Origin of the sequence: Mesorhizobium sp. B2-1-3 (assembly GCF_006442495.1) — a bacterium.
Classification (GTDB): Bacteria; Pseudomonadota; Alphaproteobacteria; order Rhizobiales; family Rhizobiaceae; genus Mesorhizobium.
In genome coordinates this window covers 149,988-170,734 of the sequence record NZ_VFWL01000013.1, presented here as the reverse complement: position 1 = coordinate 170,734, position 20,747 = coordinate 149,988, and the positions used below count along the sequence as shown (strand labels likewise).

General features: G+C 62.7%; 22 protein-coding genes and 1 other RNA gene. 6 read left to right on the top strand and 17 right to left on the bottom strand.

Annotation, left to right across the window (positions count from 1 at the left end; all coding sequences use genetic code 11):
- Positions 1–227 precede the first annotated feature (227 nt).
- On the top strand, positions 228–2,060 hold the full coding sequence (locus FJ973_RS21345; protein ID WP_140516706.1) for an ATP-binding protein: 1,833 nt from the start codon (positions 228–230) through the stop codon (positions 2,058–2,060).
- Between the two features lie 221 nt (positions 2,061–2,281).
- Here FJ973_RS21345 and FJ973_RS21340 read toward each other — a convergent pair whose 3' ends face one another.
- Together FJ973_RS21340 and miaA are read right to left on the bottom strand one after the other, a co-directional pair.
- Positions 2,282–3,073: a GGDEF domain-containing protein gene (locus tag FJ973_RS21340; protein WP_140495351.1), complete on the bottom strand. Its 792-nt coding sequence runs from the start codon at positions 3,071–3,073 to the stop codon at positions 2,282–2,284.
- Positions 3,074–3,179: 106 nt separating this feature from the next.
- On the bottom strand, positions 3,180–4,145 hold the full coding sequence (gene miaA / locus FJ973_RS21335) for a tRNA (adenosine(37)-N6)-dimethylallyltransferase MiaA (protein ID WP_140516708.1): 966 nt from the start codon (positions 4,143–4,145) through the stop codon (positions 3,180–3,182).
- On the opposite strand from miaA, the gene serB reads away from it, so the two are divergent.
- Together serB and FJ973_RS21325 are read left to right on the top strand one after the other, a co-directional pair.
- Positions 4,135–5,022, top strand: coding sequence for a phosphoserine phosphatase SerB (gene serB / locus FJ973_RS21330; RefSeq protein ID WP_140557584.1), 888 nt, complete (start codon positions 4,135–4,137; stop codon positions 5,020–5,022). The genes miaA and serB overlap by 11 nt on opposite strands.
- Positions 5,019–5,582, top strand: a complete 564-nt coding sequence (locus FJ973_RS21325) for a GNAT family N-acetyltransferase (protein ID WP_140557583.1) — start codon at positions 5,019–5,021, stop codon at positions 5,580–5,582. The genes serB and FJ973_RS21325 overlap by 4 nt, the downstream gene beginning before the upstream one ends.
- On the opposite strand, the gene FJ973_RS21320 is transcribed toward FJ973_RS21325, so the two are convergent.
- The 8 genes from FJ973_RS21320 to FJ973_RS21285 form a co-directional block, all read right to left on the bottom strand.
- Positions 5,583–5,843 (bottom strand): toxin-antitoxin system HicB family antitoxin, encoded by a 261-nt coding sequence (locus tag FJ973_RS21320; RefSeq protein WP_140495345.1) that lies wholly within the window; start codon positions 5,841–5,843, stop codon positions 5,583–5,585.
- Positions 5,840–6,265: a putative toxin-antitoxin system toxin component, PIN family gene (locus FJ973_RS21315; RefSeq protein ID WP_140557581.1), complete on the bottom strand. Its 426-nt coding sequence runs from the start codon at positions 6,263–6,265 to the stop codon at positions 5,840–5,842. The genes FJ973_RS21320 and FJ973_RS21315 overlap by 4 nt, the downstream gene beginning before the upstream one ends.
- Before the next feature lie 55 nt (positions 6,266–6,320).
- Positions 6,321–7,835: a DegQ family serine endoprotease gene (locus FJ973_RS21310; RefSeq protein WP_140495341.1), complete on the bottom strand. Its 1,515-nt coding sequence runs from the start codon at positions 7,833–7,835 to the stop codon at positions 6,321–6,323.
- A gap of 137 nt (positions 7,836–7,972) precedes the next feature.
- Entirely contained in the window at positions 7,973–8,161 is a 189-nt protein-coding gene (locus FJ973_RS21305) for a DUF2065 domain-containing protein (protein WP_140521173.1), read from the bottom strand.
- A gap of 6 nt (positions 8,162–8,167) precedes the next feature.
- Entirely contained in the window at positions 8,168–9,136 is a 969-nt protein-coding gene (locus FJ973_RS21300) for a protease modulator HflC (protein WP_140521174.1), read from the bottom strand.
- Entirely contained in the window at positions 9,136–10,257 is a 1,122-nt protein-coding gene (gene hflK, locus FJ973_RS21295; RefSeq protein WP_140495337.1) for an FtsH protease activity modulator HflK, read from the bottom strand. Before hflK ends, FJ973_RS21300 begins: the two co-directional genes overlap by 1 nt.
- 166 nt (positions 10,258–10,423) lie before the next feature.
- Positions 10,424–10,942: a dihydrofolate reductase gene (locus FJ973_RS21290; RefSeq protein WP_140495334.1), complete on the bottom strand. Its 519-nt coding sequence runs from the start codon at positions 10,940–10,942 to the stop codon at positions 10,424–10,426.
- A complete protein-coding gene (locus FJ973_RS21285; RefSeq protein WP_140557580.1) occupies positions 10,942–11,952 on the bottom strand; it encodes a DUF4424 domain-containing protein in 1,011 nt (336 codons plus the stop codon). The genes FJ973_RS21290 and FJ973_RS21285 overlap by 1 nt, the downstream gene beginning before the upstream one ends.
- A gap of 124 nt (positions 11,953–12,076) precedes the next feature.
- On the opposite strand from FJ973_RS21285, the gene cobF reads away from it, so the two are divergent.
- Positions 12,077–12,841, top strand: coding sequence for a precorrin-6A synthase (deacetylating) (gene cobF, locus FJ973_RS21280; protein ID WP_140557578.1), 765 nt, complete (start codon positions 12,077–12,079; stop codon positions 12,839–12,841).
- Between the two features lie 102 nt (positions 12,842–12,943).
- On the opposite strand, the gene FJ973_RS21275 is transcribed toward cobF, so the two are convergent.
- The 6 genes from FJ973_RS21275 to FJ973_RS21250 form a co-directional block, all read right to left on the bottom strand.
- On the bottom strand, positions 12,944–13,285 hold the full coding sequence (locus FJ973_RS21275; RefSeq protein ID WP_140495328.1) for a winged helix-turn-helix domain-containing protein: 342 nt from the start codon (positions 13,283–13,285) through the stop codon (positions 12,944–12,946).
- Between the two features lie 92 nt (positions 13,286–13,377).
- On the bottom strand, positions 13,378–14,490 hold the full coding sequence (gene modC / locus FJ973_RS21270) for a molybdenum ABC transporter ATP-binding protein (RefSeq protein ID WP_140557577.1): 1,113 nt from the start codon (positions 14,488–14,490) through the stop codon (positions 13,378–13,380).
- Positions 14,487–15,191, bottom strand: coding sequence for a molybdate ABC transporter permease subunit (gene modB / locus FJ973_RS21265; RefSeq protein WP_140495324.1), 705 nt, complete (start codon positions 15,189–15,191; stop codon positions 14,487–14,489). The genes modC and modB overlap by 4 nt, the downstream gene beginning before the upstream one ends.
- 15 nt (positions 15,192–15,206) lie before the next feature.
- Positions 15,207–16,001: a molybdate ABC transporter substrate-binding protein gene (gene modA, locus FJ973_RS21260; RefSeq protein ID WP_140557575.1), complete on the bottom strand. Its 795-nt coding sequence runs from the start codon at positions 15,999–16,001 to the stop codon at positions 15,207–15,209.
- A 731-nt stretch (positions 16,002–16,732) separates the two neighbouring features.
- Complete coding sequence (locus tag FJ973_RS21255; protein ID WP_140557590.1) at positions 16,733–17,527, bottom strand: thymidylate synthase; 795 nt, start codon at positions 17,525–17,527, stop codon at positions 16,733–16,735.
- 303 nt (positions 17,528–17,830) lie between these two features.
- Positions 17,831–18,142 carry a DUF2853 family protein gene (locus FJ973_RS21250; RefSeq protein WP_140495320.1) on the bottom strand — a complete coding sequence of 104 codons (312 nt, stop codon included), beginning with the start codon at positions 18,140–18,142 and terminating at the stop codon, positions 17,831–17,833.
- A 167-nt stretch (positions 18,143–18,309) separates the two neighbouring features.
- On the opposite strand from FJ973_RS21250, the gene ssrA reads away from it, so the two are divergent.
- Positions 18,310–18,670, top strand: a transfer-messenger RNA (tmRNA) gene (ssrA, locus tag FJ973_RS21245).
- A gap of 118 nt (positions 18,671–18,788) precedes the next feature.
- Positions 18,789–19,340, top strand: a complete 552-nt coding sequence (locus FJ973_RS21240) for an AAA family ATPase (protein ID WP_140495318.1) — start codon at positions 18,789–18,791, stop codon at positions 19,338–19,340.
- 46 nt (positions 19,341–19,386) lie between these two features.
- On the opposite strand, the gene FJ973_RS21235 is transcribed toward FJ973_RS21240, so the two are convergent.
- Positions 19,387–20,592 carry a multidrug effflux MFS transporter gene (locus FJ973_RS21235; RefSeq protein WP_140516527.1) on the bottom strand — a complete coding sequence of 402 codons (1,206 nt, stop codon included), beginning with the start codon at positions 20,590–20,592 and terminating at the stop codon, positions 19,387–19,389.
- Positions 20,593–20,747 lie beyond the last annotated feature (155 nt).

Below are 20,747 nucleotides of genomic sequence, written 5' to 3'. Positions count from 1 at the left end.
CAGTCCCGTATCGTCCTCTCGGCGTGTATCCGCCTGCCGATTGTCGAGGAGATGTCGTTCGCTATATCATCCATTCGTCTATTATAGCGAAAACTAATAACTGGAAAAGAGCCTTGTCGCGACAATTTTCGCCGGCTTCTTAATCCTCCCTACACCATCCGGCCACACTCGACCTTAACCCAGTTCCTGTAGGCTCGACGTGAGGGAAAATGGGGATTGGCCTGTCCATGTATGTCGAACGCGAAGCCTCGGTCGGAGAACCGACATCGCAGGAGCGCCGCAACGCCGAACAGAACGACAGGCGCATCCTGGGCAATGTCGTGCAATGCGACGGTGCGCGCGCCACTATCAGCGCCTTTGCGGACGACGTCGACGGCGCGGTGACCGGCCTGTGGACGGTCGGCAAGATGATCTCGGTCAATCTCGGCAGCACGCGCACCGTCGGCCTGGTCTATGCGATCGGCAAGTCGGATCGCGCCTGGAACAGCGAGGGCCAGAACGCCATCGAGGTCAGCATCGAGCTGATCGGCGAAGTGCGCGACGGCGCCGAACCCGGCTCCAAGCCGATCTTCGACCGCGGCATCACCACCTATCCCCATATAGGCGCCATCGCGCACCGCATCCGCAGCCGTGACCTGCAGGCCGTCTACGATCTGGCCGGGCGTCATTCGATCACCATCGGCTCGCTGTCGCAGGACGAGGCGATCGCCGCCAACATCGCCATCGACGACACGCTGGCGCGCCACTTTGCCATTGTCGGCACCACCGGCGTCGGCAAGTCCACCGCCGTCTCGCTGCTGCTGCGCAAATCGATCGCGGCGCGGCCGGATCTGCGCATCCTGATCCTCGATCCGCACAATGAATTCGCCGCGTCGCTGCCCGAATATTGCGTCAAGGTCGATTCCAAGACGCTCGACCTTCCGTTCTGGATGTTCCGGCTCGAGGAATTCGCCGAGGTTCTATTTCGCGGCCGCGAGACCGTGCCCGACGAGATCGATGCGCTGCGCGACCTCATTCCGCTCGCCAAAAACCTCTATCGCAACCCCAATTCCGGTGCCTATCTCAGGCGCGGCAGCGATGCGCTGACCGCCGATACGCCAGTGCCCTACCGCATTGCCGATCTGCTCAAGCAGATTGACGAGCGCATGGGCATGCTCGAAAGCAAGAACGAGCGCCCGACGCTCAAATCGCTGAAGACGCGCATCGAATCGGCGGCAGCCGATCCGCGCTACCGTTTCATGTTCAACTCGCGCCTGATCGAGGACACCATCCACGAGACGATCGGCAACATCTTCCGCGTGCCGCATAACGGCCGCCCTGTGACCTGTTTCGAAATGGCCGGCATGCCGTCCGAAGTGGTCAATTCCGTCTGTTCGGTGCTGGCGCGCCTGGCGTTCGACCTTGCGCTGTGGAGCGAGGGCAAGCTGCAGCTCCTATTGCTGTGCGAAGAAGCGCATCGCTACATGCCGGCCGATGCGCGCCTCGGCTTCGCGCCGACAAGGCACGCGCTGTCGCGCATTGCCAAGGAAGGCCGCAAATACGGCTGCTATCTCGGCGTCGTCACCCAGCGCCCGGGCGAACTCGACCCGACCATCCTGTCGCAGTGCTCGACCTTTTTCGCCATGCGGCTCGCCAATGAGCAGGACCAGGCGATCATCCGCTCGGCCATCGCCGACTCGTCCGCCTCCACGCTCGCTTTCCTGTCGTCCATGGGCCAGCGCGAAGCGATCGCCTTCGGCGAAGGCGTGGCGACGACGATGCGGCTGAAGTTCGAGAGACTGCCGGCTGAACTGATCCCCGGCACGGCAAAGCGCGAACAAGCCATGTCGTCGAAAACCGGAGACGATGTCGATTTGGTGACGATCGTGGAACGGCTTCGCAACGTTCCAAAGCCGCAACAGCAGGCGATGGCCTTTGCCGAAGTGGTCGATTCTGGCCGCCAGGCCGGCGATCCCGACTACCGCAAGCCGCCGGCCGCACGCGTGCAATCGGACGATGATTTCGACATGCGCTACGGCCTAAAGCCCGCCACCTTCGGCATGCGCCCCCAGAACGATTGAGCCTGCAAGCTCTCTGACGACCGGCCGGGAAGCCGCACACAAGCTTCCAAAGGCTTCACATCATCGAACCAGCTTGGTCAAATCCCGAAAGGGAATTCATCAGGCCGGATTGAATGGCGTGGTTTCGAGAAGCCGGAGCGGAGCGGACATTCAGTCCGTGAGCACCGGAAGTCGAAAAAGCCGCGTCAGGCAACCGGCCTCGTGAATTCTTCTTCGGGATTTCAGGCGCAGACGCGGTTGCGGCCTTGCCTCTTGGCCTCGTAGAGCTGGCGGTCGGCGCGGCGATAGAATTCTTCCGCCGTCTCCTTGCGGTCCCAGACGGCAAGGCCGACGCTGGTGGTGATCTTGAGCCGGACATTGCCCGAAAGAACCGACATGTTGGCGATCGCCTTGCGGATACGCTCGGCGAATTTCGACAACAATTCCGCCTCCATGTTGGGCGTGACCACGGCGAATTCCTCGCCACCCAATCGCGCCACCACGTCATGGTAGCGCGTCATGTCCTTGAGACAGCTGGCGACGGCCTTGAGTACCTCGTCGCCAACGTCGTGGCCATGTGTATCGTTGACCTGCTTGAAATGATCAAGGTCGAGGATCATCAGCCCGACGGGTTTCTCGATGCGCTTGAACTCCTCGAGATATTCCTTCAGCGCGTCGTCGAAATAGCGCCGGTTCTGCATGCCGGTCAGGCTATCTGTCAGCGCCGCATGTTCGAACGTCTCGGAGCGGGCGCTCAGTGACACGGTCATGGCCCGCAGCTTGCCTTCCTCCGTCGCCTGCCTGCGGATCAGCGGGTAGATGAAGAAGATGCCGAAGAACAGCGCGGTCGCGAGCAGCACGCCCGTCGCGAAAAGCAGCTTGTTGAGGTAGATGACCTTGTCCAGGCCGGAGGCCGTGTGCAGTTCGGTGGCAAAGGATTGCAGCAGTCCATAGGCATGCAGCGTCACCAGGCCGGCGGCCAGGATCACGAAGATAAAGACGAAAAACGCCGATTCCGCCTTGTGGAAACGCATCTGCTCCCCGATGGAAAAATGCCCATCGACCTTATGGCATGGCGGGCCTTACGGAGGGTTAATTTGGACAACCACAACGAGAACCTTTCCGTGAAGGAAAGGCTTTCTAGGTTGCATTAGCAACAAGCGTTTGGATCGTGGTTTCGATATCGTCACCAGGATGCAATCTTTGCCATTCCGGTCCTAGCTGGTGCCGAAACCAGGTCGTCTGCCGCTTGGCATATTGCCTGGTTGCGATCTTGGCGCGCTCAATCGCCTCGGGAAAACCCGATTGTCCGGCCATCGCCGCTTGCAGTTCGCGAACGCCGATCGCCTTCATCGCCGGCAATTGCGGATCGAGACGAAGCGATGCGAGTTGCCTGACTTCGTCCAGTGCGCCCTTGGCCAGCATCTGGTCGAAACGCCTTTCGATGCGTCCGACCAGCGCGGCCCGGTCCGGCTCGATGACAAAGAAGCGGGCCGTCTGTCTGTCGATGAGCGGCCGGCCCCGCGCGGCCTGCCAGTCCAGGATCGAGCGGCCGGATGCGTCGAGCACTTCGAGCGCCCGCACGATGCGCTGGCTGTCCGTGGGCTTCAACTGCATGGCAGCCCTGGAATCCTCGCGCAGCAGGATGCCATGTAGTTTGACGGCGCCTTGCTCCTTCAACTCGTAGCGCCAACGGTCGCGTACCTGCCGCGGAATGTCGGGCATTTCCGAAATGCCCTCGGCCAAGGCGCGAAAGTAAAGGCCGGTGCCGCCGACGAAGATCGGTCGCCGCGAGAGCGCGCCGTCTTCGATCAGCCTCGTCACGTCGCGCAGCCACGCCCCGGTCGAGTAGGCGGTGCCGGGATGGACATGCCCATAGAGATAATGCGGTGCCCGAGCGAGGTCCGCCGCCTCCGGCCGGGCAGTCAACACGTCGAGAACCGAATAGGCTTGCATGGAATCGGTGTTGACGATCACGCCGCCTATACGTTCGGCCAGGTCGAGCGCCAGCGCCGACTTGCCGCTGGCGGTCGGCCCGGCTATCAGGATCGCATTCTTCACGCGGCCTTCGCCCGCATCCGCACCGGAATTATCGATGCCGCTTATCGCCACGCTTGTTTCCCATCCCGCCGATCGTGCCTTGTCACCATCGCTTGCGAATATGGCCTCACGGTCGGTGGGCGCAAGCACTGTTCGCTGGATGGCCGGAGACATTGCCTGCGATCTCGCACTGCCGGCGAATGCACAAGCCGACGAGGCGACCGCCAATCTGCGCGCGGCGCTGGCCGCCGAGCCGATCGACGTGATCGTCCAGCAGTCGGCAACGCGCCGCAAGAAGATCCTCATCGCCGACATGGATTCGACCATGATCGACCAGGAATGCATCGACGAGTTGGCCGACGAGATCGGCGTCAAGGAGCACGTCGCGGCGATCACCGCACGATCGATGAATGGCGAGGTCGCCTTCGAGCCCGCCCTGCGCGAGCGCGTGGCGTTGCTCAAGGGGCTCGATGCGGCCGTGGTCGATCTGATCGTTGCCAACCGGTTGACATTGGCCTCCGGCGGCCGCGCGCTGGTGCGGACGATGCGGGCCAACGGCGCCTGGACCGCACTAGTCTCGGGCGGCTTCGAGGTCTTCACCTCACGCATCGCCGCCATGCTCGGCTTCCATGAAAATCGCGCCAACCGCCTGCTCGAACAGGATGGCCTGTTTGCCGGGTTGGTCGGCGAGCCGATCCTAGGCCGCGCCGCCAAGGCCGAGGCGCTGATCGAGATCACTGCGCGTCTCGGCCTCACCCCGGCCGATGCCATTGCTGTCGGCGACGGGGCCAACGATCTCGACATGATCCGCCTTGCCGGCACCGGTGTTGCGCTGCATGCCAAACCGATGGTGGCCGCGCAGGCAAAGGTTCGCATCGACCATGGCGACCTGACCGCATTGCTCTATCTGCAAGGCTACAGGCAGGAAGAGTTCGTCCAATGAAACCAATGCGCACCGAGCGCCTGATCCTGCGCAACTGGGAGGATTGTGACCGCGAGTTGTTCCATCGCATCAATTCCGACGAACGCGTGATGGAGTTCTTCCCCTTCCGTCGCGACCGTGCCGCAGCAGACGCCAAGATGGACGAACTGCGCGCCATCATCGATCGGGACGGCTATGGCTTTGCCGCCGCCGAGGTCGCTGCATCAGGTCAATGCATCGGCTTTGTCGGTATCACCGGGACCGACCATCTGCCGTTCCTTCCCGCCGGCACCGTTGAGGTCGGCTGGCGGCTGGCGCCCGAATTCTGGGGCAAGGGTTATGTCACGGAAGCTGCCGAGGCATGGCTGGCCTACGGCTTCGAAAAACTCGGCCTTGGCGAGATCGTCTCCTTCGCGGTCGAGAACAACCGCCGCTCCACTGCCGTCATGAAGCGCCTCGGCATGACCGCCGATCCCTCGGCCAACTTCGACCACCCCGGCATTCCCGACAGCCACCCGGAGCTGAAAAGGCATGTGTTCTACAGGCTGACGAGCGCGGATTGGCGGAAGAATCGTCGCTGATCAATGCCTGTCAGGTGGAAATTCGTCGCCGGACTGTGGCGATCTGTCTGCGACCCGCCCCAGCATTTTCGCGAAATCGCCCGGTGACGCGTCGCCGGCACGACGACGCAGGAAGTCAGCTGCCGCTTCCATTGCCCCGACCTTTTGCGCCACAGCCGACGCAATCCATTGATTGAGCGACACGCCATCGGCCTTCGCGAGGCGCGCGGCTGCTTCCTTAACCGACTGTGGCAGTTTCAGCGGATAAGTCGCTTTGCTCATGTACGAAGTCCTTCCAAGAACTCGGCCGGGCTCACAAGCAGTACATCAAAACGGCCTGCCGCAGCTAGGAAGTCCCGGCGATTGTGAGTCACCAACGCATTGGCCCGGCCGTTGATCGCTGCTTCAAGCACCATCTCATCCTTCGGATCGTTCAATTGCGGCCGCCAGAGAAAGTGCAGCTCGACCGGCTCAGCCAGCAATGCAAAGCCGGCCAGCAAACGGCCCAGATCCGGCGCGGACAACCCGTGAGCCGCCACCTGCTCGGGTCTGGCCAGCACGGTTTCATATTCAAGAAACAGCGCTGTCGTCACTAATGGGCGAATTTGCCGATCCGCAATCAGCTGCAGGATGGCGAAAGACGCGCCATTCCTGCTTCGCAAGCCTGCCGTCAAAACGTTTGTGTCCAGTACGATCCGCCTCACAAGTCAAAATAGTACATCCCATGGGATGTTACAATATGACCATCGTTAGCGATCCTCAGTCCATCCGGATCGTCACAAACCTCAGCTCACCGGTCTTGGACGCCAGCATCAACAGTGCGTTCTTGCGTCCCTGCTCCTTCAGCGCGCCGATCCGGTCCATCACATCCTTGGGCGTGGCAACCGATTCCTGTGCAATTTCGGTGATCACCTCGCCCGGCTGGATGCCGCGTTCAGCCGCGGCCGAATCCTTGGCGACATCGGTGATGACGACGCCCGAAACATCGGCGGCGATGCTGAACTTCTTGCGCGTATCGTCGTTCAATTCGCCGACGGTCATGCCGAGCACCGAGGCCGTCGAAACCGCCGGCGCCTTGTCGCCTTTGTCCTGGTCGGTGTTGCCGTTTTCGCCGCTGGCGAGCTTCTCGCTGTCCTCGAGCCGGCCAAGTGTTACCTTCACCGTTTGCTCGACACCCTTGCGCACGATCAGCACGTCGACCGCCTTGCCGACCGGGCTCTCCGCGACCACACGCGGCAGGTCGCGCATTTCGTGGATGTCCTTACCGTCGAACTTGATGATCACGTCGCCGGCCTGGATGGTGCCGTTGTCGACCGGTCCACCCTTGATGACGCCGGCGACCAGCGCACCCTTGGCGGTCGCCATGCCGAGGCTCTCGGCAATGTCGTCGGTCACCGGCTGGATGCGCACGCCAAGCCAGCCGCGCCGCGTTTCGCCATATTGGCGCAGTTGCTCGACAACGCCCGATGCGAGCTGCGAGGGGATGGAGAAGCCGATGCCGATCGAGCCGCCGGACGGCGAAATGATCGCCGTGTTGATGCCGATGACCTCGCCGGCGCTGTTGAACAGCGGCCCGCCCGAATTGCCGCGGTTGATCGCGGCATCGGTCTGGATGAAGTCGTCATAGGGGCCTGAATTGATGTCGCGGTTACGCGCCGAGACGATGCCGACCGTGACCGTGCCGCCGAGGCCGAACGGATTGCCGATCGCCATCACCCAGTCGCCGACGCGCATCTTGGTGGAATCGCCGAACTTCACCGCCGTCAGCTTGTGGCCCTTCGGATCGACCTTGAGCACCGCGACATCGGTCTTGGTGTCGGTGCCGACCAGCGTCGCCTTCAGCGTGACTCCATCGGAGAAATTGACCTCGATATCGTCGGCATCGGCGATGACATGGTTGTTGGTGACGACGATGCCCTGCTCGGCGTCGATGACGAAACCGGAGCCGAGCGACTGCACTTTCTGCGAGCCATTGTCCTTGTCGCCGCCACGGTTCTTGAAGAAATCGTCGAAGAAATCCTGGAACGGCGAGCCTTCGGGAAGCTGCGGCATCGGCACCGCGCCCGGACCTTCCGTGCCCTTCACCGTCTGCGACGTCGAGATGTTGACCACCGCGCCGAGCAGGCCTTGCGCCAGGTCGGCCACCGAAGCAGGCCCGTCGGCGGCCATTGTCGGCGTCACGAAGGCCGGAACGGCCACGGTGCCCAGAAGAAGCGCTGCCGCGCCAGCGACGAACGTGCGTCGAGCCGCGCGCAAAAGGGTGTTGGATGTCATCGAGAAGCCTCCCGGCACTTCTGAAAGAGAAAAGCGCTTCGACGGAAACGCCGTGTCGCGCCATGATGGCAAGAAATAGGGCACGTTTGCGGCTATGGCTATTGGCAGAGTGTAAATCCCGCGTTTTTGCACACCCCCTAGCCGCCGCGGATCAGCCAGACGATACCGACGCCGGCGGCAATCGCCACCAGCCCGGCGATCCGCAATGCGTTCTCCGGCAACGACAGCACCTCAGCCGCCAGTTTCCTGGCGAAACCGGGAAAGCCGCCATAGACCAAGCCCTCAATGACGAGGACCAGGCCTATTGCCGCGAAGAAATCCTGCACCGGCCGCTACTGGCCGGTGCCGGGCGAAGTTGCGGGTGCGGTCGCCGGTGCGGCAGGAGGTGCCGGTTGCGGAGCCGCCGGCCTTGCCGGCGCCTCCTTTCCGTCAGGGTCGCGGAAGAAACGGAAGAACTCCGAATTCGGCGACAGCACCATTGTCGTGCCGGTGTTGTCCAGCGCCGTGCCATAGGCGTTCATCGACCGGTAGAAATCGAAGAACGCCGGATCGCGCTGATAAGCCTCGGCAAAGGTGGCGCTGCGCTGCGCCTCGCCCTCGCCGCGCAGGATTTCGGACTCCTTCTGCGCTTCCGCGATGATCTCGACCACCTCACGGTCGGCGCGGGCCTTGATGCGCTGCGCCGCCTCGTTGCCGCGCGCCCTCAGCCTTTCGGCCTCAGCCAGACGTTCCGCCTTCATGCGATCGAAGGTCTGCTGCGAGACTTCGGCGGTGAGGTCGGTGCGGCGGATGCGGACATCCTCGATCTGCAGGCCGAGCGAGGTGGCGTCGGGCCGTAGCTGATCGCGCACTTCGCGCATCATCACAGCGCGCTCCTCCGAAAGGGCGGCCTCGAAGTCGCGCAGACCGTAGACGCGGCGCAAGGCAGCGTCGAGACGCGTCCTCAGCCGCGCTTCGGCGAGCTCGATCTGGCCGGATACGGCGGCACGGAAGACACGCGGATCCGAGATGCGGTAGGCGATGAAGGCATCGACCTCATAGAACTTGCCGCCCGAGACCTGGACGCGGATGTTGTCGAGGTCGAAGCGCAGCACCCGATTCTCGATCAACTGCACGGTGTCGGCGTCGAAGAACGAGAACGGCGCCTTGAAGTAGATGCCGGGCTCGGTCTTGACGTCGACGATCTCGCCGAACCTCAGCACCAGCGCCTGCTGGCGCGCATTGACCACGAAGACTGACGAATAGAGCAGGAACAGGATGACCGCCGCGATGACGACGATGACGGGGAGACGGTTGGCCATCACTGGTTACCTCCCGTCGTCGCGCCAAGCGGGGCCGGAGCCGGCGCTTTCTGCTGCAATGCCGGCAGCGGCAGATAGGGGACGACCCCCTGCCCGTTGCCTTGCTCGACGATCACCTTGCCGGAGTCCTTCAGCACCTTCTCCATCGTTTCCAGGTAAAGCCGCTTGCGCGTCACGTCGGGCGCCTTGGCATATTCGTCATAGACGGAGATGAAGCGCTGGGCCTCACCTTCGGCCTCCTGCACCACCCGGTTCTTGTAGGCGGCCGCGTCTTCGCGGACCTGTGCGGCCTCGCCGCGTGCCTGGCCGAGCTTCTGGTTGGAGTACTGGTTGGCCTGCTCGACGAACTTATCCTCGTCCTGCTCGGCGCGCTGCACCTCGTCGAAGGCGTCGGCGACCTCACGCGGCGGCGCCGCGTCCTCGATCGAGATGGCGTTGACCTGAAGCCCGGCCTTGTAGCCGTCGAGCGTGGTCTGGATGATCTCACGCACCGAAGCCGCTATGCCCTGGCGGTCGTCACGGAAGATGTCCTGCGCCGGCCTGCGGCCGACGGCCTCGCGCATCGCGCTCTCGGCGACCTGCCTCAGCATGCCGTCCGGGTCGGAGACGTCGAACAGATAGGCGCGGGGATCGGAGACCTGATAGGCGACCGAGAACTGCACGTTGACGATGTTCTGGTCGCCCGAAAGCATCAGCCCCGACGTGTTGCCGCTGGACGCGCCACCGCCAATGTCGACGAGCTGCTCGGAAATCTTGGCCGTTTCGACGGTTTCGAGCGGCCACCAGTGGAAATGCAGGCCGGGCTGCGACAGCTCGGCCTTCGGCTTGCCGAAGCGCAGCTCGACCGCGACCTCATCGGGCTGCACGGTGTAGACTGCCTGGAACGCCCATAGCACGACCAGCGCCGCACCGATCAGCCCGAATATGGCCGGACTGGCGCCGCCACCGCCGGGCAACGCACGCCGCAGCCTGTCCTGGCCACGGCGGATGATGTCCTCGAGGTCGGGAGGCGAGCCTTGCGGTCCGCTTGGCCCCTTCGGTCCCTGCCCCCAGGGTCCCTGATTGTTGCCGCCGCCGCCCCATGGGCCGCCGCCACCGCCACCTTTGTCGTTCCAGGGCATGAATGTCCTTTCGCTTGGAATTCCCTCAAGCGCCGGAATTTCGGCGCAAATCCAGTCTTGTTCTTCTATAGGGACGCCACGGCATGCTTTCAACGCGATGCTCTGCCGGCATCATCGGTTTTGGGCCGGTCGCGACCCTTTGTCGTCTTTAAACGCCTTTTTTCTTTCAATGGCTCTCGCGGCGTCGCTCGTAAACCGTATAGCGCGTCGCGTGGCTGTCCTTTTCGCCGACCGGGATCTCCTGCGAACTGACTTCGCGCCAGCGTTTCGGATCGATCGGCGGGAAATGCGCGTCGCCGTCGACAGCGGCCAGCACATGGGTGACATGCAGCCGGTCAGCGAGCGGTAGCGCCTGCGCATAGATTTCGCCGCCGCCGATCACGCAGACCTCGTCCACCCCGCTCATGCAGCGCCCCCGCACATCAGCCAGCTGGATCGCGTTCTCAAGCGTATGCGCCACCTCGACGCCGTCGGCGCGCCAGGTCTTGTCACGGGTAACAACGATGTTCAGCCTGCCCGGCAGCGGCCGGCCGATGCCTTCATAGGTCCTGCGGCCCATGATGATAGGCTTGCCCATCGTGTCTGCCTTGAAGCGCTTGAGATCGGTGGAAAGCCGCCAGGGCAGTCCCCCGTCCCGCCCGATAACGCCGTTCTCGGCGATGGCGACATAGATTGCCACGTGCATCAGTTGCCGTTCCCATTGTCGGATGGATCGAGGATAAGGATGTCGATGTCGCGCTCTGGATAGAAGTCCTCAGCCGTCATCTCGAAACTCGTCGGCCCGACCTTCCTGACATTGTCGCCGCAGAACGAGACCAGGGCTTTGGGATTGCCCTTGTCGACGGTCAGCTTAAACTTGCCGATGCTGCCGGCCGCCCAGTTGCCGCCGGTGGTCAGGATGTAGGCGATGCGGCTCTCGTAATATTTTGGATAGCCGTCGGGATCGTTCTTGGCAGCCTTGCGCACTGCGTTCTCGAACGTGTCGTCCATGCAGTAGCGGGACTTGTAGGCGGCGTACTGTCCCTGGAACTTGCCGTCGTAGAAGAAGCTGACCGACGAGGTGCCGCCGACGCTCGGTTTGTAGCGGTGGGAAACGTGGACGTCCTTGTTGGCCGGAAAGGTCGAGCGCCACCAATAGGTCGAGCGCAATTGCCAGAACGGTGCATAGTTGGGTTTCGCGCCAGGGCTGTCATCGACAGTGTCCTCGATGATGATGCCGCGGGTGACCCAGTCGTCCGCCACCGTTTGCGGCAGCTTCGCGAGCGCCGCCTTTGCCGCTTCGCCGAATGGGTTGAAAGGCACGTTCTGCGCCTTCAGGTCGGCACCGATGTCGATGCCGAGCGCGAACGCCTTCTGCTCGAGCTCAGGCTTTGCCGCCACGCCGTCGATCGTCACCTCGAAGCCAAGGAAATTGTCGCTCTGGTTTTCGGGGATCGCCGGCATCTCCTCGGGATCGCCGGAGATGTCGGGCATTGGGAAGGCGACGATCGCGTCGACGTCCTTATCGGTGTTGTTGTGGAACACGTAATCCACGGTCACCTTTTCCGGCGAGATGAAGAGGTCCTCGCTCTGCATCGCCACGGCATCGCTGCGCGACAGCACCAGGCCGCCGGTGCCGAGTTCGGCAACGGAATCATTGGCGAACGCGGGTGCGGCCGACAAGGCCAGCACCGCCGTCAGAACATATCGCAACATGAAAGCCCCTCGGCGAGAATGTCGCGACGACCCTAGCGGTTTCAACGTGGCGTTTCAAAGCCCTTCCGCATCCGCGCCACGCCAGTCTGGACTAAAGGGTTGCGATCGGGCAGGAGTTCGCTTCATGCGCAAGCTTCTCGTCATCGGCATCGGCGCCGGCAATCCCGACCATATGACCGTGCAGGCCATAGACGGCCTCAATCGGGCCGACGTGCTGTTCATCCCCGACAAGGGTGCGAAGAAGAACGATCTTGCCGAACTGCGCCGTCACATCTGCGACCGCTTCGTCACCAACCCGAATTCACGCCGCGTGGAATTCGACGTGCCCGTGCGGGCCGAACCGGCGCCTTCCTATCGCTCGACGGTCGATGACTGGCACGAGGCAATCGCCGCCATCTATGAAGACCTGATCCGCGAAGAGATCGCCGCGGATGGTTGCGGCGCCTTCCTGATCTGGGGCGACCCCTCGCTCTACGACAGCGCGCTGCGCATCCTGGAGCGCGTACGCCTCAGGGGCAACGTCGCCTTCGAACTGGAGGTTATTCCCGGCATCACCGCCATTCAGGCGCTCGCCGCCAGCCACGCGACAGCGCTGAATCGCATCGGCGATTCCATCCTGATCACCACCGGCCGCCGGTTGACGGAAGAAGGCATGCCGCAGAATGCCGGCAGCGCCGTCGTCATGCTTGACGGCAAATGCGCCTTCAACACGCTCGCCGACCAGGATCTTTTCATCCAATGGGGCGCTTATCTCGGCACGCCGGACGAAATCATCGTCTCCGGCCGCCTAGGCGACGTCGGCGCCGAAATCGAAAAGCGCCGCGAGCAAGCTCGCAGGGAAAAAGGCTGGATCATGGATACGTACATGCTGAGGAAGGTAGGGGAGTAGGGCAGTAAGGCAGTAAGTGAACGAGACATCAGGAGCCGGAACACAAGAAAGCACACAAAAATTCGACGCGCCCGAGTTGGTCTGCCCTACTGCCCTACTGCCCTACCCCTCCTCAATCTCCGCCTGCAACGCCTCCATATGCGTCGCGGCCGCCGAAGCCGCCGCGCGTTCGATGGCGCGGAAACGGCTGACCACGGCCAGGCCCACCGCCGTCAATTGTGCGCCGCCGCCCTTGCGGCCGCCGGTCTGCGCGGCCACCAGCGGCTTGCCGAACACCCGGTTCATGTCCTCGACCAAGTCCCACGCATGCTTGTAGGACATCTCCATGCCGCGCGCGGCGGCCGAGATCGAACCGAAGGCGGCGATCTGCTCCAGCAATTCGATCTTGCCCGGCCCGATGCGCCCGTCGGGGTCGAGATTTATCCGCAAGCTCAGCGACGGCATTGTCTTCCTCCGCGATCACGCCCGCCATGTTAGAGCGTCCCTAGCCGCCTCGCTATTCCAAATCGATATAGCGCAGAGACCCGCTCGCCGTCTCAGCCGTCCGCCTCCGCGGGCAGCCCGCCCCCGGTGTTTGCCTGGTCGAAACTCACCGTCTTGATCACGGCGAAGACCTGTCCGCCGAGCCGCAGCTTCAGAACCTGCCGCGACTGTTCGGTGACCCGTGCCAGCACGGTCGCGCCGTTGCAGTCGATACCGATCTCGACCGTCGGCCCCTCGCCCGGTCTGATCGCGACGATCGTGCCGGCCAGGATGTTGAGCGCGCTGAGACCAGACGGCCGTTCGGTGGCGATCATGACGTCGCGCGCGCGGATGCGTATGCGCACCGGCGCGCCCACCGTCGCCGCCAGCTTGGGCACGCGTATCTCGCCGGCGTTCGAGCCAAGCACCGTCATGCCGAAAACCTCGTCATGCTGCAGTACGCTGGTGTCCAGCACCGCGCCGCCCTCGCCGCGCTCCTCCGCCGGCAGAAGGTCCAGCCTTTGCATGACAGCCGTGGTCGGGCCGCTGGCGGCAAGCTTGCCTCGCGCCAGCATCACCACCTCGCTCGCCAGCCGCGCCACCTCGGCGATCGAATGGCTGACATAGACGATCGGGATCTTGGTCTCGTCGCGCAGGCGCTCGACATAGGGCAGGATTTCGGCCTTGCGCGCCTCGTCGAGCGAGGCCAGCGGCTCGTCCATCAGCAACAGCCGGGGGCTGGCGAGCAGCGCCCGGCCGATCGCGACGCGCTGCCTCTCGCCGCCCGAGAGCTTTGCCGGCCGCCGCGCCAGCAGCGGCTCGATGCCGAGCAATTCGACGACGGCGTCGATCTCGGCATAACGCTCCGCCGCCGGCGTGAACCAGCGGCCGTAGCGCAAATTGCTCGCCACGCTCATATGCGGAAACAGACGCGCGTCCTGGAACACCATGCCGATCCGGCGCCTGTGCTTCGGCACGAAAATGCCCTTGGCGGTGTCGACCAGCACACGCCCATCGATCTCGATGCGTCCCTGATCGGGCCGGATCAACCCGGCAATCATATTGATCAGCGTCGTCTTGCCCGAGCCAGAGGGCCCGAACAGCGCCGTCAGCCGCCCGGCGCTCTCGAAGCGGATGTCGAGCGGGAAATCGCCGAGCCGATGGCGGATGTCGACAAGGACCGTCATTCGATGTCCATCCGCCGGCCGACGCGCCGCGCCAGCACTTCCGAGGCCACCAGGGCGGCCATCGAGATGACGATCGAGATCAGCGTCAGCCGAAGCGCGCCGGCATCGCCGCCCGGCACCTGGGTGAACGTGTAGATTGCCGACGGCAGCGTCTGCGTCTCGTTCGGGATGTTGGAGACGAAGGTGATCGTCGCTCCGAACTCGCCCATCGCCTTGGCGAAGGAGAGGATGGCACCGGCGATCAGCCCGGGCAGGATCAGCGGCAAGGTGATGGTGCCGAACACCCATGGCGGGCTGGCGCCGAGCGTTCCGGCCGCCGCCTCCATCTTGCGGTCGACGGCCTCGATCGACAATCGGATCGCCCGCACCATCAGCGGAAAACCCATGACGCCGCAGGCAAGAGCCGCACCCGTCCAGCGAAAGGAAAAGACGATGCCGAAATGCTCGGCCAGGAATGCGCCGGCCGGCCCGCGCTTGCCGAAGGTCAGAAGCAGGAGATAGCCGGTCACCACGGGCGGCAGGATCAGCGGCAGATGCACCAGCCCGTTGAGCAGCGTCTTGCCCCAGAATCGGCCGCGCGCCAGGAGCAGCGCTATCGCTATGCCCGGCGGCAGGCTGGCGATCATCGCCACTGTCGCCACCTTGATGGACAGCCGGACCGCATTCCATTCGTCGGGAGTGAGGTCCAGCAGCCAGTTCATGCGCAGGTGGCTATCCTAGTTGACAGGCGCAAGGACCGTGAAACCCTGCTCCTTGAATAGATCCGATGCCTTTGCCGTCCGCAGGCACTTCAGGAAGGCAGGCGTGTCCTTGTCCTTCGAATCAGCCGTTTGGGCAACCGGATAGATGATCGGCGGATGTGAATCCTCGGGGAAAACACCAACCACCTTGACGCCCTTTTCGGCATGCGCGTCCGTGGCATAGACGATGCCGAGAGCCGCTTCGCCCGTCGAGACCAGCTTGAGTGCCGCACGCACATTCTCGGCCTGCGCCACCTTGCCCTCGACCGAGGACCAGACGCCGAGCGATTCAAGCGCGGCCTTGCCGTATTTGCCAGCCGGCACAGCCTTGAGGTCGCCCATGGCGAGCTTGCCGTCGCCGACCAGCTTGGCCAGATCAAAACCCTTTTCGATCTTGGCTTCAACGCCCGAATCCTTCGGCGCCACCAGCACGATCTGGTTGCCGAGCAGCTTCACTTCGGTATCGGGCTTGGTCAGCTTCCTGTCGGAAAGATACTTCATCCAGTCGAGATCGGCCGAGATGAAGACGTCCGCCGGCGCGCCGCTTTCGATCTGCTTGGCGAGCGCCGAACTCGCCGCGTAGGAGATGGTCGCCGCTTCGCCGACATCTGCCGCGCAGGCCTTGTTGACCGCGTCGAGCGCGTCCTTGAGGCTGGCGGCCGCAAACACCACGACCTCGTCTTGCGCGCGCGCCGCCGGCATTGCTGCCGTCCACGCCGCCGCGAAGCCACCAATGGCGACCGCCGCCACTGCAAAACCGTTGCGCGTCATGAAGCTCTCCCTGAGTTGGCATCCGGCCTGCTCGAAGCCTGCCATCCGATATATCCGGATGAATATAACAAGGAAAGGTTTTTCGCCCATCGTCGCCATTGAATGCGCGGCGTCATCGCGACCTGCGATAGACCAGCACGGATACAGCGAAAGGCAGACGAAGACGTCACAAGAAAATCGGCGCCCGTTGCCCTCGACGGAACCAAGGCTGAAATCTTCTAAAGCGCGTCGTTCCCCCAAAACTGCGGTCACTTTTGGGCGACATAGCTGTCGCCGCCGTGATCTATTGGGAGAGGCGAGACAATGTCTAAATGCAGATAAGTGTGTGTCGAAACGAGCCTTCCGGCGTCTTCACCATCCGCACTTTGCAGACATACCGCGTCTCGCTTGATATGGCGCTTGCGGGAAGGTCATTCCCCTCTGCGTCAGCGGGCTTGCAAGTCGCGCGGGGACAGTTTGGCGGCTTCGCAGCTGGATCGTCGCAGAACGGCTTCATGCTGTTGTTGATGCATTCACACCCGCACTCGGCAAATGCGTGGGCATTGAAAGCGAAGACAAAGACGAGCGCAAATACCGCTGCTGACAGTCGCATGGACGCCTCCCCGGAAATCTCCTGGCCTGAGGGTAAGGTCGACCGATCTTGTCGAAAAGATATCAAAACGACGTACCGGCGAGGCACCACCATCGCCACGGCCTCGAGACATCAAGGTCGGCAAGGTTGCGCCAGCGGTTCAGACCGCGATCGGCGCCTTGATCGTCGCGTCGGCGACATAGTTTTCCAGCCGGAAATCCTCGAAGCGGAAGGCGAAGAGATCCTTCACTTCAGGGTTGATCCACATGGTCGGCAGCGTTCTTGGCGTGCGCCGAAGTTGCTCGCGCGCCTGCTCGAAATGGTTCGAATAAAGATGCGCGTCACCGAGCGTATGGACGAAATCACCGGGCTTCAGGCCGGTCACCTGCGCCACCATCAGCGTCAGCAGGGCGTAGGAGGCGATGTTGAACGGCACGCCGAGGAAGATGTCGCCGGAACGCTGGTAAAGCTGGCAGGAAAGCCGGCCTTCCGAGACGTAGAACTGGAACAGGCAATGGCATGGTGGCAACGCCATCGCCTCCACCTCGGCCGGATTCCAGGCCGAAACGATCAGCCGCCGCGATTGAGGATTGCGGCGTATCTCTTTCACAAGATTGGTTATCTGATCGATCGACCCGCCATGGCCGTCCGGCCAGGAACGCCACTGCTTGCCATAGACGGGGCCAAGGTCGCCATTCTCGTCAGCCCATTCGTCCCAGATGGAAACGCCATGGTCGGTCAGATATTTGATATTGGTTTCGCCGGCCAGGAACCACAAAAGCTCATGAATGATCGATTTCAGGTGCAGCTTCTTGGTGGTGGTGACGGGAAAGCCGCGCGCCAGATCGAAGCGCATCTGGTAGCCGAACACGGAGCGCGTGCCCGTGCCCGTGCGGTCGCCGCGGTCGGCTCCATGATCCAGCACGTGCTGCAGAAGGTCGAGATACTGGCGCATCGGTTCGGCTCGATTCGATTGTGCGAGCATTATAGCTGCTAGACAGGCGGCCGAACACATCAAAACGGCGCAGGCGACGCTTGCCTCATCACTGTTTCGGCGTCTGCGCCGACATCCAAGCAAACTGGCCGCAGCCTCGGTGTCCGTCTTGCAACGCCGTCAATTGGCGAAACCATCGGTGACAGCATTCCTCTCCCCGTCTCTATACGGGGAGAAGATGGCGGCAGCCAGATGAGGGGCAGCACAAGCCGTGCCCGTTACAAACCAGCGGCGCGCTTCAGCAGCCGCGCGAGCACGGAATTCTCAGAGCGAACCGAGCTTTCCCAGGTCCTTGGCAACGAGGTAGTAAAAAGTTACCCGATTCTTGGTGTTGTCTGCGGCCATCGCCTTGCAGGTCTTCTCGATCGCAGCATCTGCCTTAGCCGCATCGGCGACGCCGAGCTTCTTGCCGACCCAGTTTTCCCGGACGCGCTCGAGTTCTTTGGGATCGGTGCAGGACACCAGCGAGGAGTCGCGGTTCCTGAGCGCGATGCCCAGATGCTTGACGATCTTCTCGACAATTTCCGCACTCGCCGCGGCGTCGTATTTCTTCACGTCTGCAAGATAGTCGGCCATCAAAATTCCCCTCGTCGGCGCCACGGATCCGGTCGATGAGGGCTGTGGCGCGCTCCGCAACTCGTGCGCTCGGTCGGTAACTCCTCACCGCGGCAAAGCTTCGGTTGAGACCGTTCCCAAGTCAACCCTGCCGCGTCGCATTTTGACACAGGGACAAAGCACATTGCGGTCTTTCATTTCTGGCGATGGGCCCCTATATTCGCTTCGTCGGCTTGACCGACTATGGCGATAAACTGGCGATGAAATAAGCCGTTCGGACCCGGGGGCGGTACCCGGCGCCTCCACCAAAAACCGCTCTGGAAGACGGAGCGGCTTTTGCTGGGGGCGAAATAGGATCGACGAAGGTGTAAAGATCGTACTTTTGCCCGGCATTGTACCACCGTCATCGGGCTAAACTTATAGTTGCCAACGACAACTATGCGGAAGCACGTCTCGCTGCTTAATGCAGTGCGATAGCTTCAAATCAAGCCCTAGGGGTTCGCACTTCTAGGCGGGGTTCGGAGGTACCTGGCAACAGAAACCTCCACTTCTCCCCCTTTTTCATCTGCATCACGCGCAACGGCACGCTCGCGCCGGCCAGACTTCGTTCGGCCCATGGGAGACGACGCAGTGGAGCCGCGTGCCTCCTTCGTTCATGGGTAAAAAAATGCAAAACAATTCCGACCGATTCTTCGTGCTGACCGGCGGTCCGGGCTCCGGCAAGACCGCACTGATCGAAGCCTTGCGCCGTGCAGGGTTCGCCACCTCGGTCGAGGCCGGACGCGGCATCATTCGCGACCAGTCCGCCATTGGCGGTCCCGCCTTGCCGTGGAGCGATCGCACGTTGTTCGTCGAATTGATGCTGTCCTGGGAGATGCGCTCCTACCAAGCTGCGATCGAACAGGAAGGACCGGTCTTCTTCGATCGTGGCGTGCCCGACACGCTGGGCTATCTCCGCCTCTGCGGCCTGGCGGTGCCCGATCACGTCGGCATCGCAGCGAAGCGTTGCCGCTACAACCCTCGTGTCTTCGTTGCCCCGCCCTGGCCCGAAATCTTCACGCAGGATGAAGAACGCAAGCAAACGCTCGACGAAGCCGAGCGTACCTGTCACGCGCTGGTCGGCGTCTATGCCGAACTCGGTTATGAACTGGTACGGCTGCCCCTGGCGCCTGTCGAGACACGGCTGCGCTTCATGCTGGACGAAACGGGATTGGCATGAAAAAGGCCGGGATCGGCCCGACCTCTTTCAATTTATTGGCGATCGCCTACTCCGCCGGCGCTTCGACAGCCTCGCGCGAACGGCCGAGCGTGATCTTGGCCAGGGTGAAGGAGATCACCGCGCAGAGCGTGATGCCGGCGACCATCGGCAACGGCGTGCCGTCGAAAAAAATGCCCGCGACACCCATGGCGAGCGCACCGATGGCGAAGTGCAGCGTGCCCATCAGCGCCGAAGCCGTGCCCGCGATCTCGCCATGCTCCTCCATGGCCAATACCGAGGTGGTCGGAATGACCAGGCCGAGAAAGCCATAGCCGACGAACAGCAGCGCCGCCATCACATCCAGCCGGTCCACACCGGAAGCCATGACAGCGAACAGTGCCACCATCGTCGTGGCGTAGCCGGTCACCGCCACCCACACCACCCGCTTGAGCCCGAAACGCTCGGAAAGCAGGCCGGTGAGCTGCGACATGCCGATGAAGGCGACGGCATTGATCGAGAAGAACACGCTATAGACCGAAGGCGACAGGCCGTAATGGTCGATCAGGATGAAGGACGAGCTCGACAGATAGACGAAGAAGCTCGCAATGCCGAAGCCCGCGATCGCCACCAGGCCGAGGAAATTGCGGTCCCCCATCAGGAAACGGTAGCCTGAAAGGGCGGTGCCAAAGGAAGAACCGGCGCGTTCTTCAGCCGGCCGCGTCTCCTTGAGCGAGGTCGCGAGCAGGATGGTTGCCAGCACCGCTGCTGCCGTGACGGTCCAGAACACGGCGCGCCAGCCGAAACTCTCGATGATCTGGCTGCCGGTCAGCGGCGCCAGGATCGGCGATACCGAGAACACCAGCATCAGCAACGACATCAGCTTGGCGGCTTCGTTGCCAGTGTGCAGGTCGCGCACGATCGCGCGCGGAATGGCCATGCCGGCGCTGGCGCCAAGGCCCTGCAGGAAACGGAAGGCGATCAGCCATTCGATCGTCGGCGCCAATGCCGAACCGACGCCGCCGACCATGAACAGCGCAAGACCGCCATAGAGCGGCAGCTTGCGTCCGACCATATCGGAGATCGGCCCGACGACGATCTGGCCGAAGCCCATCGACAGGAAGAAGATCAAAAGGCTCATCTGCACGGCTGCGGTGCCGGCGTTGAGATCCGCGCCGATCGAGGGCAATGCGGGCAGATACATATCGATGGCGAAGGGCCCGATGGCGGACAACAGGCCGAGCACGACCGCGATGCGGAGGAATTTGGGACTCATGATGTTGGCTTCTTTCGAATCTGGTTGCCGCCGCAAGGCGACGTCTGACCCCAGGACGTTCGATCCCGTGGGATTCCGACTCTCCGAGAGCGAATTGTTCGCCTGTCCAGAGGTGAACCCCTTATAGCGTGTCCACAAATTTAGACAGTCTTGTC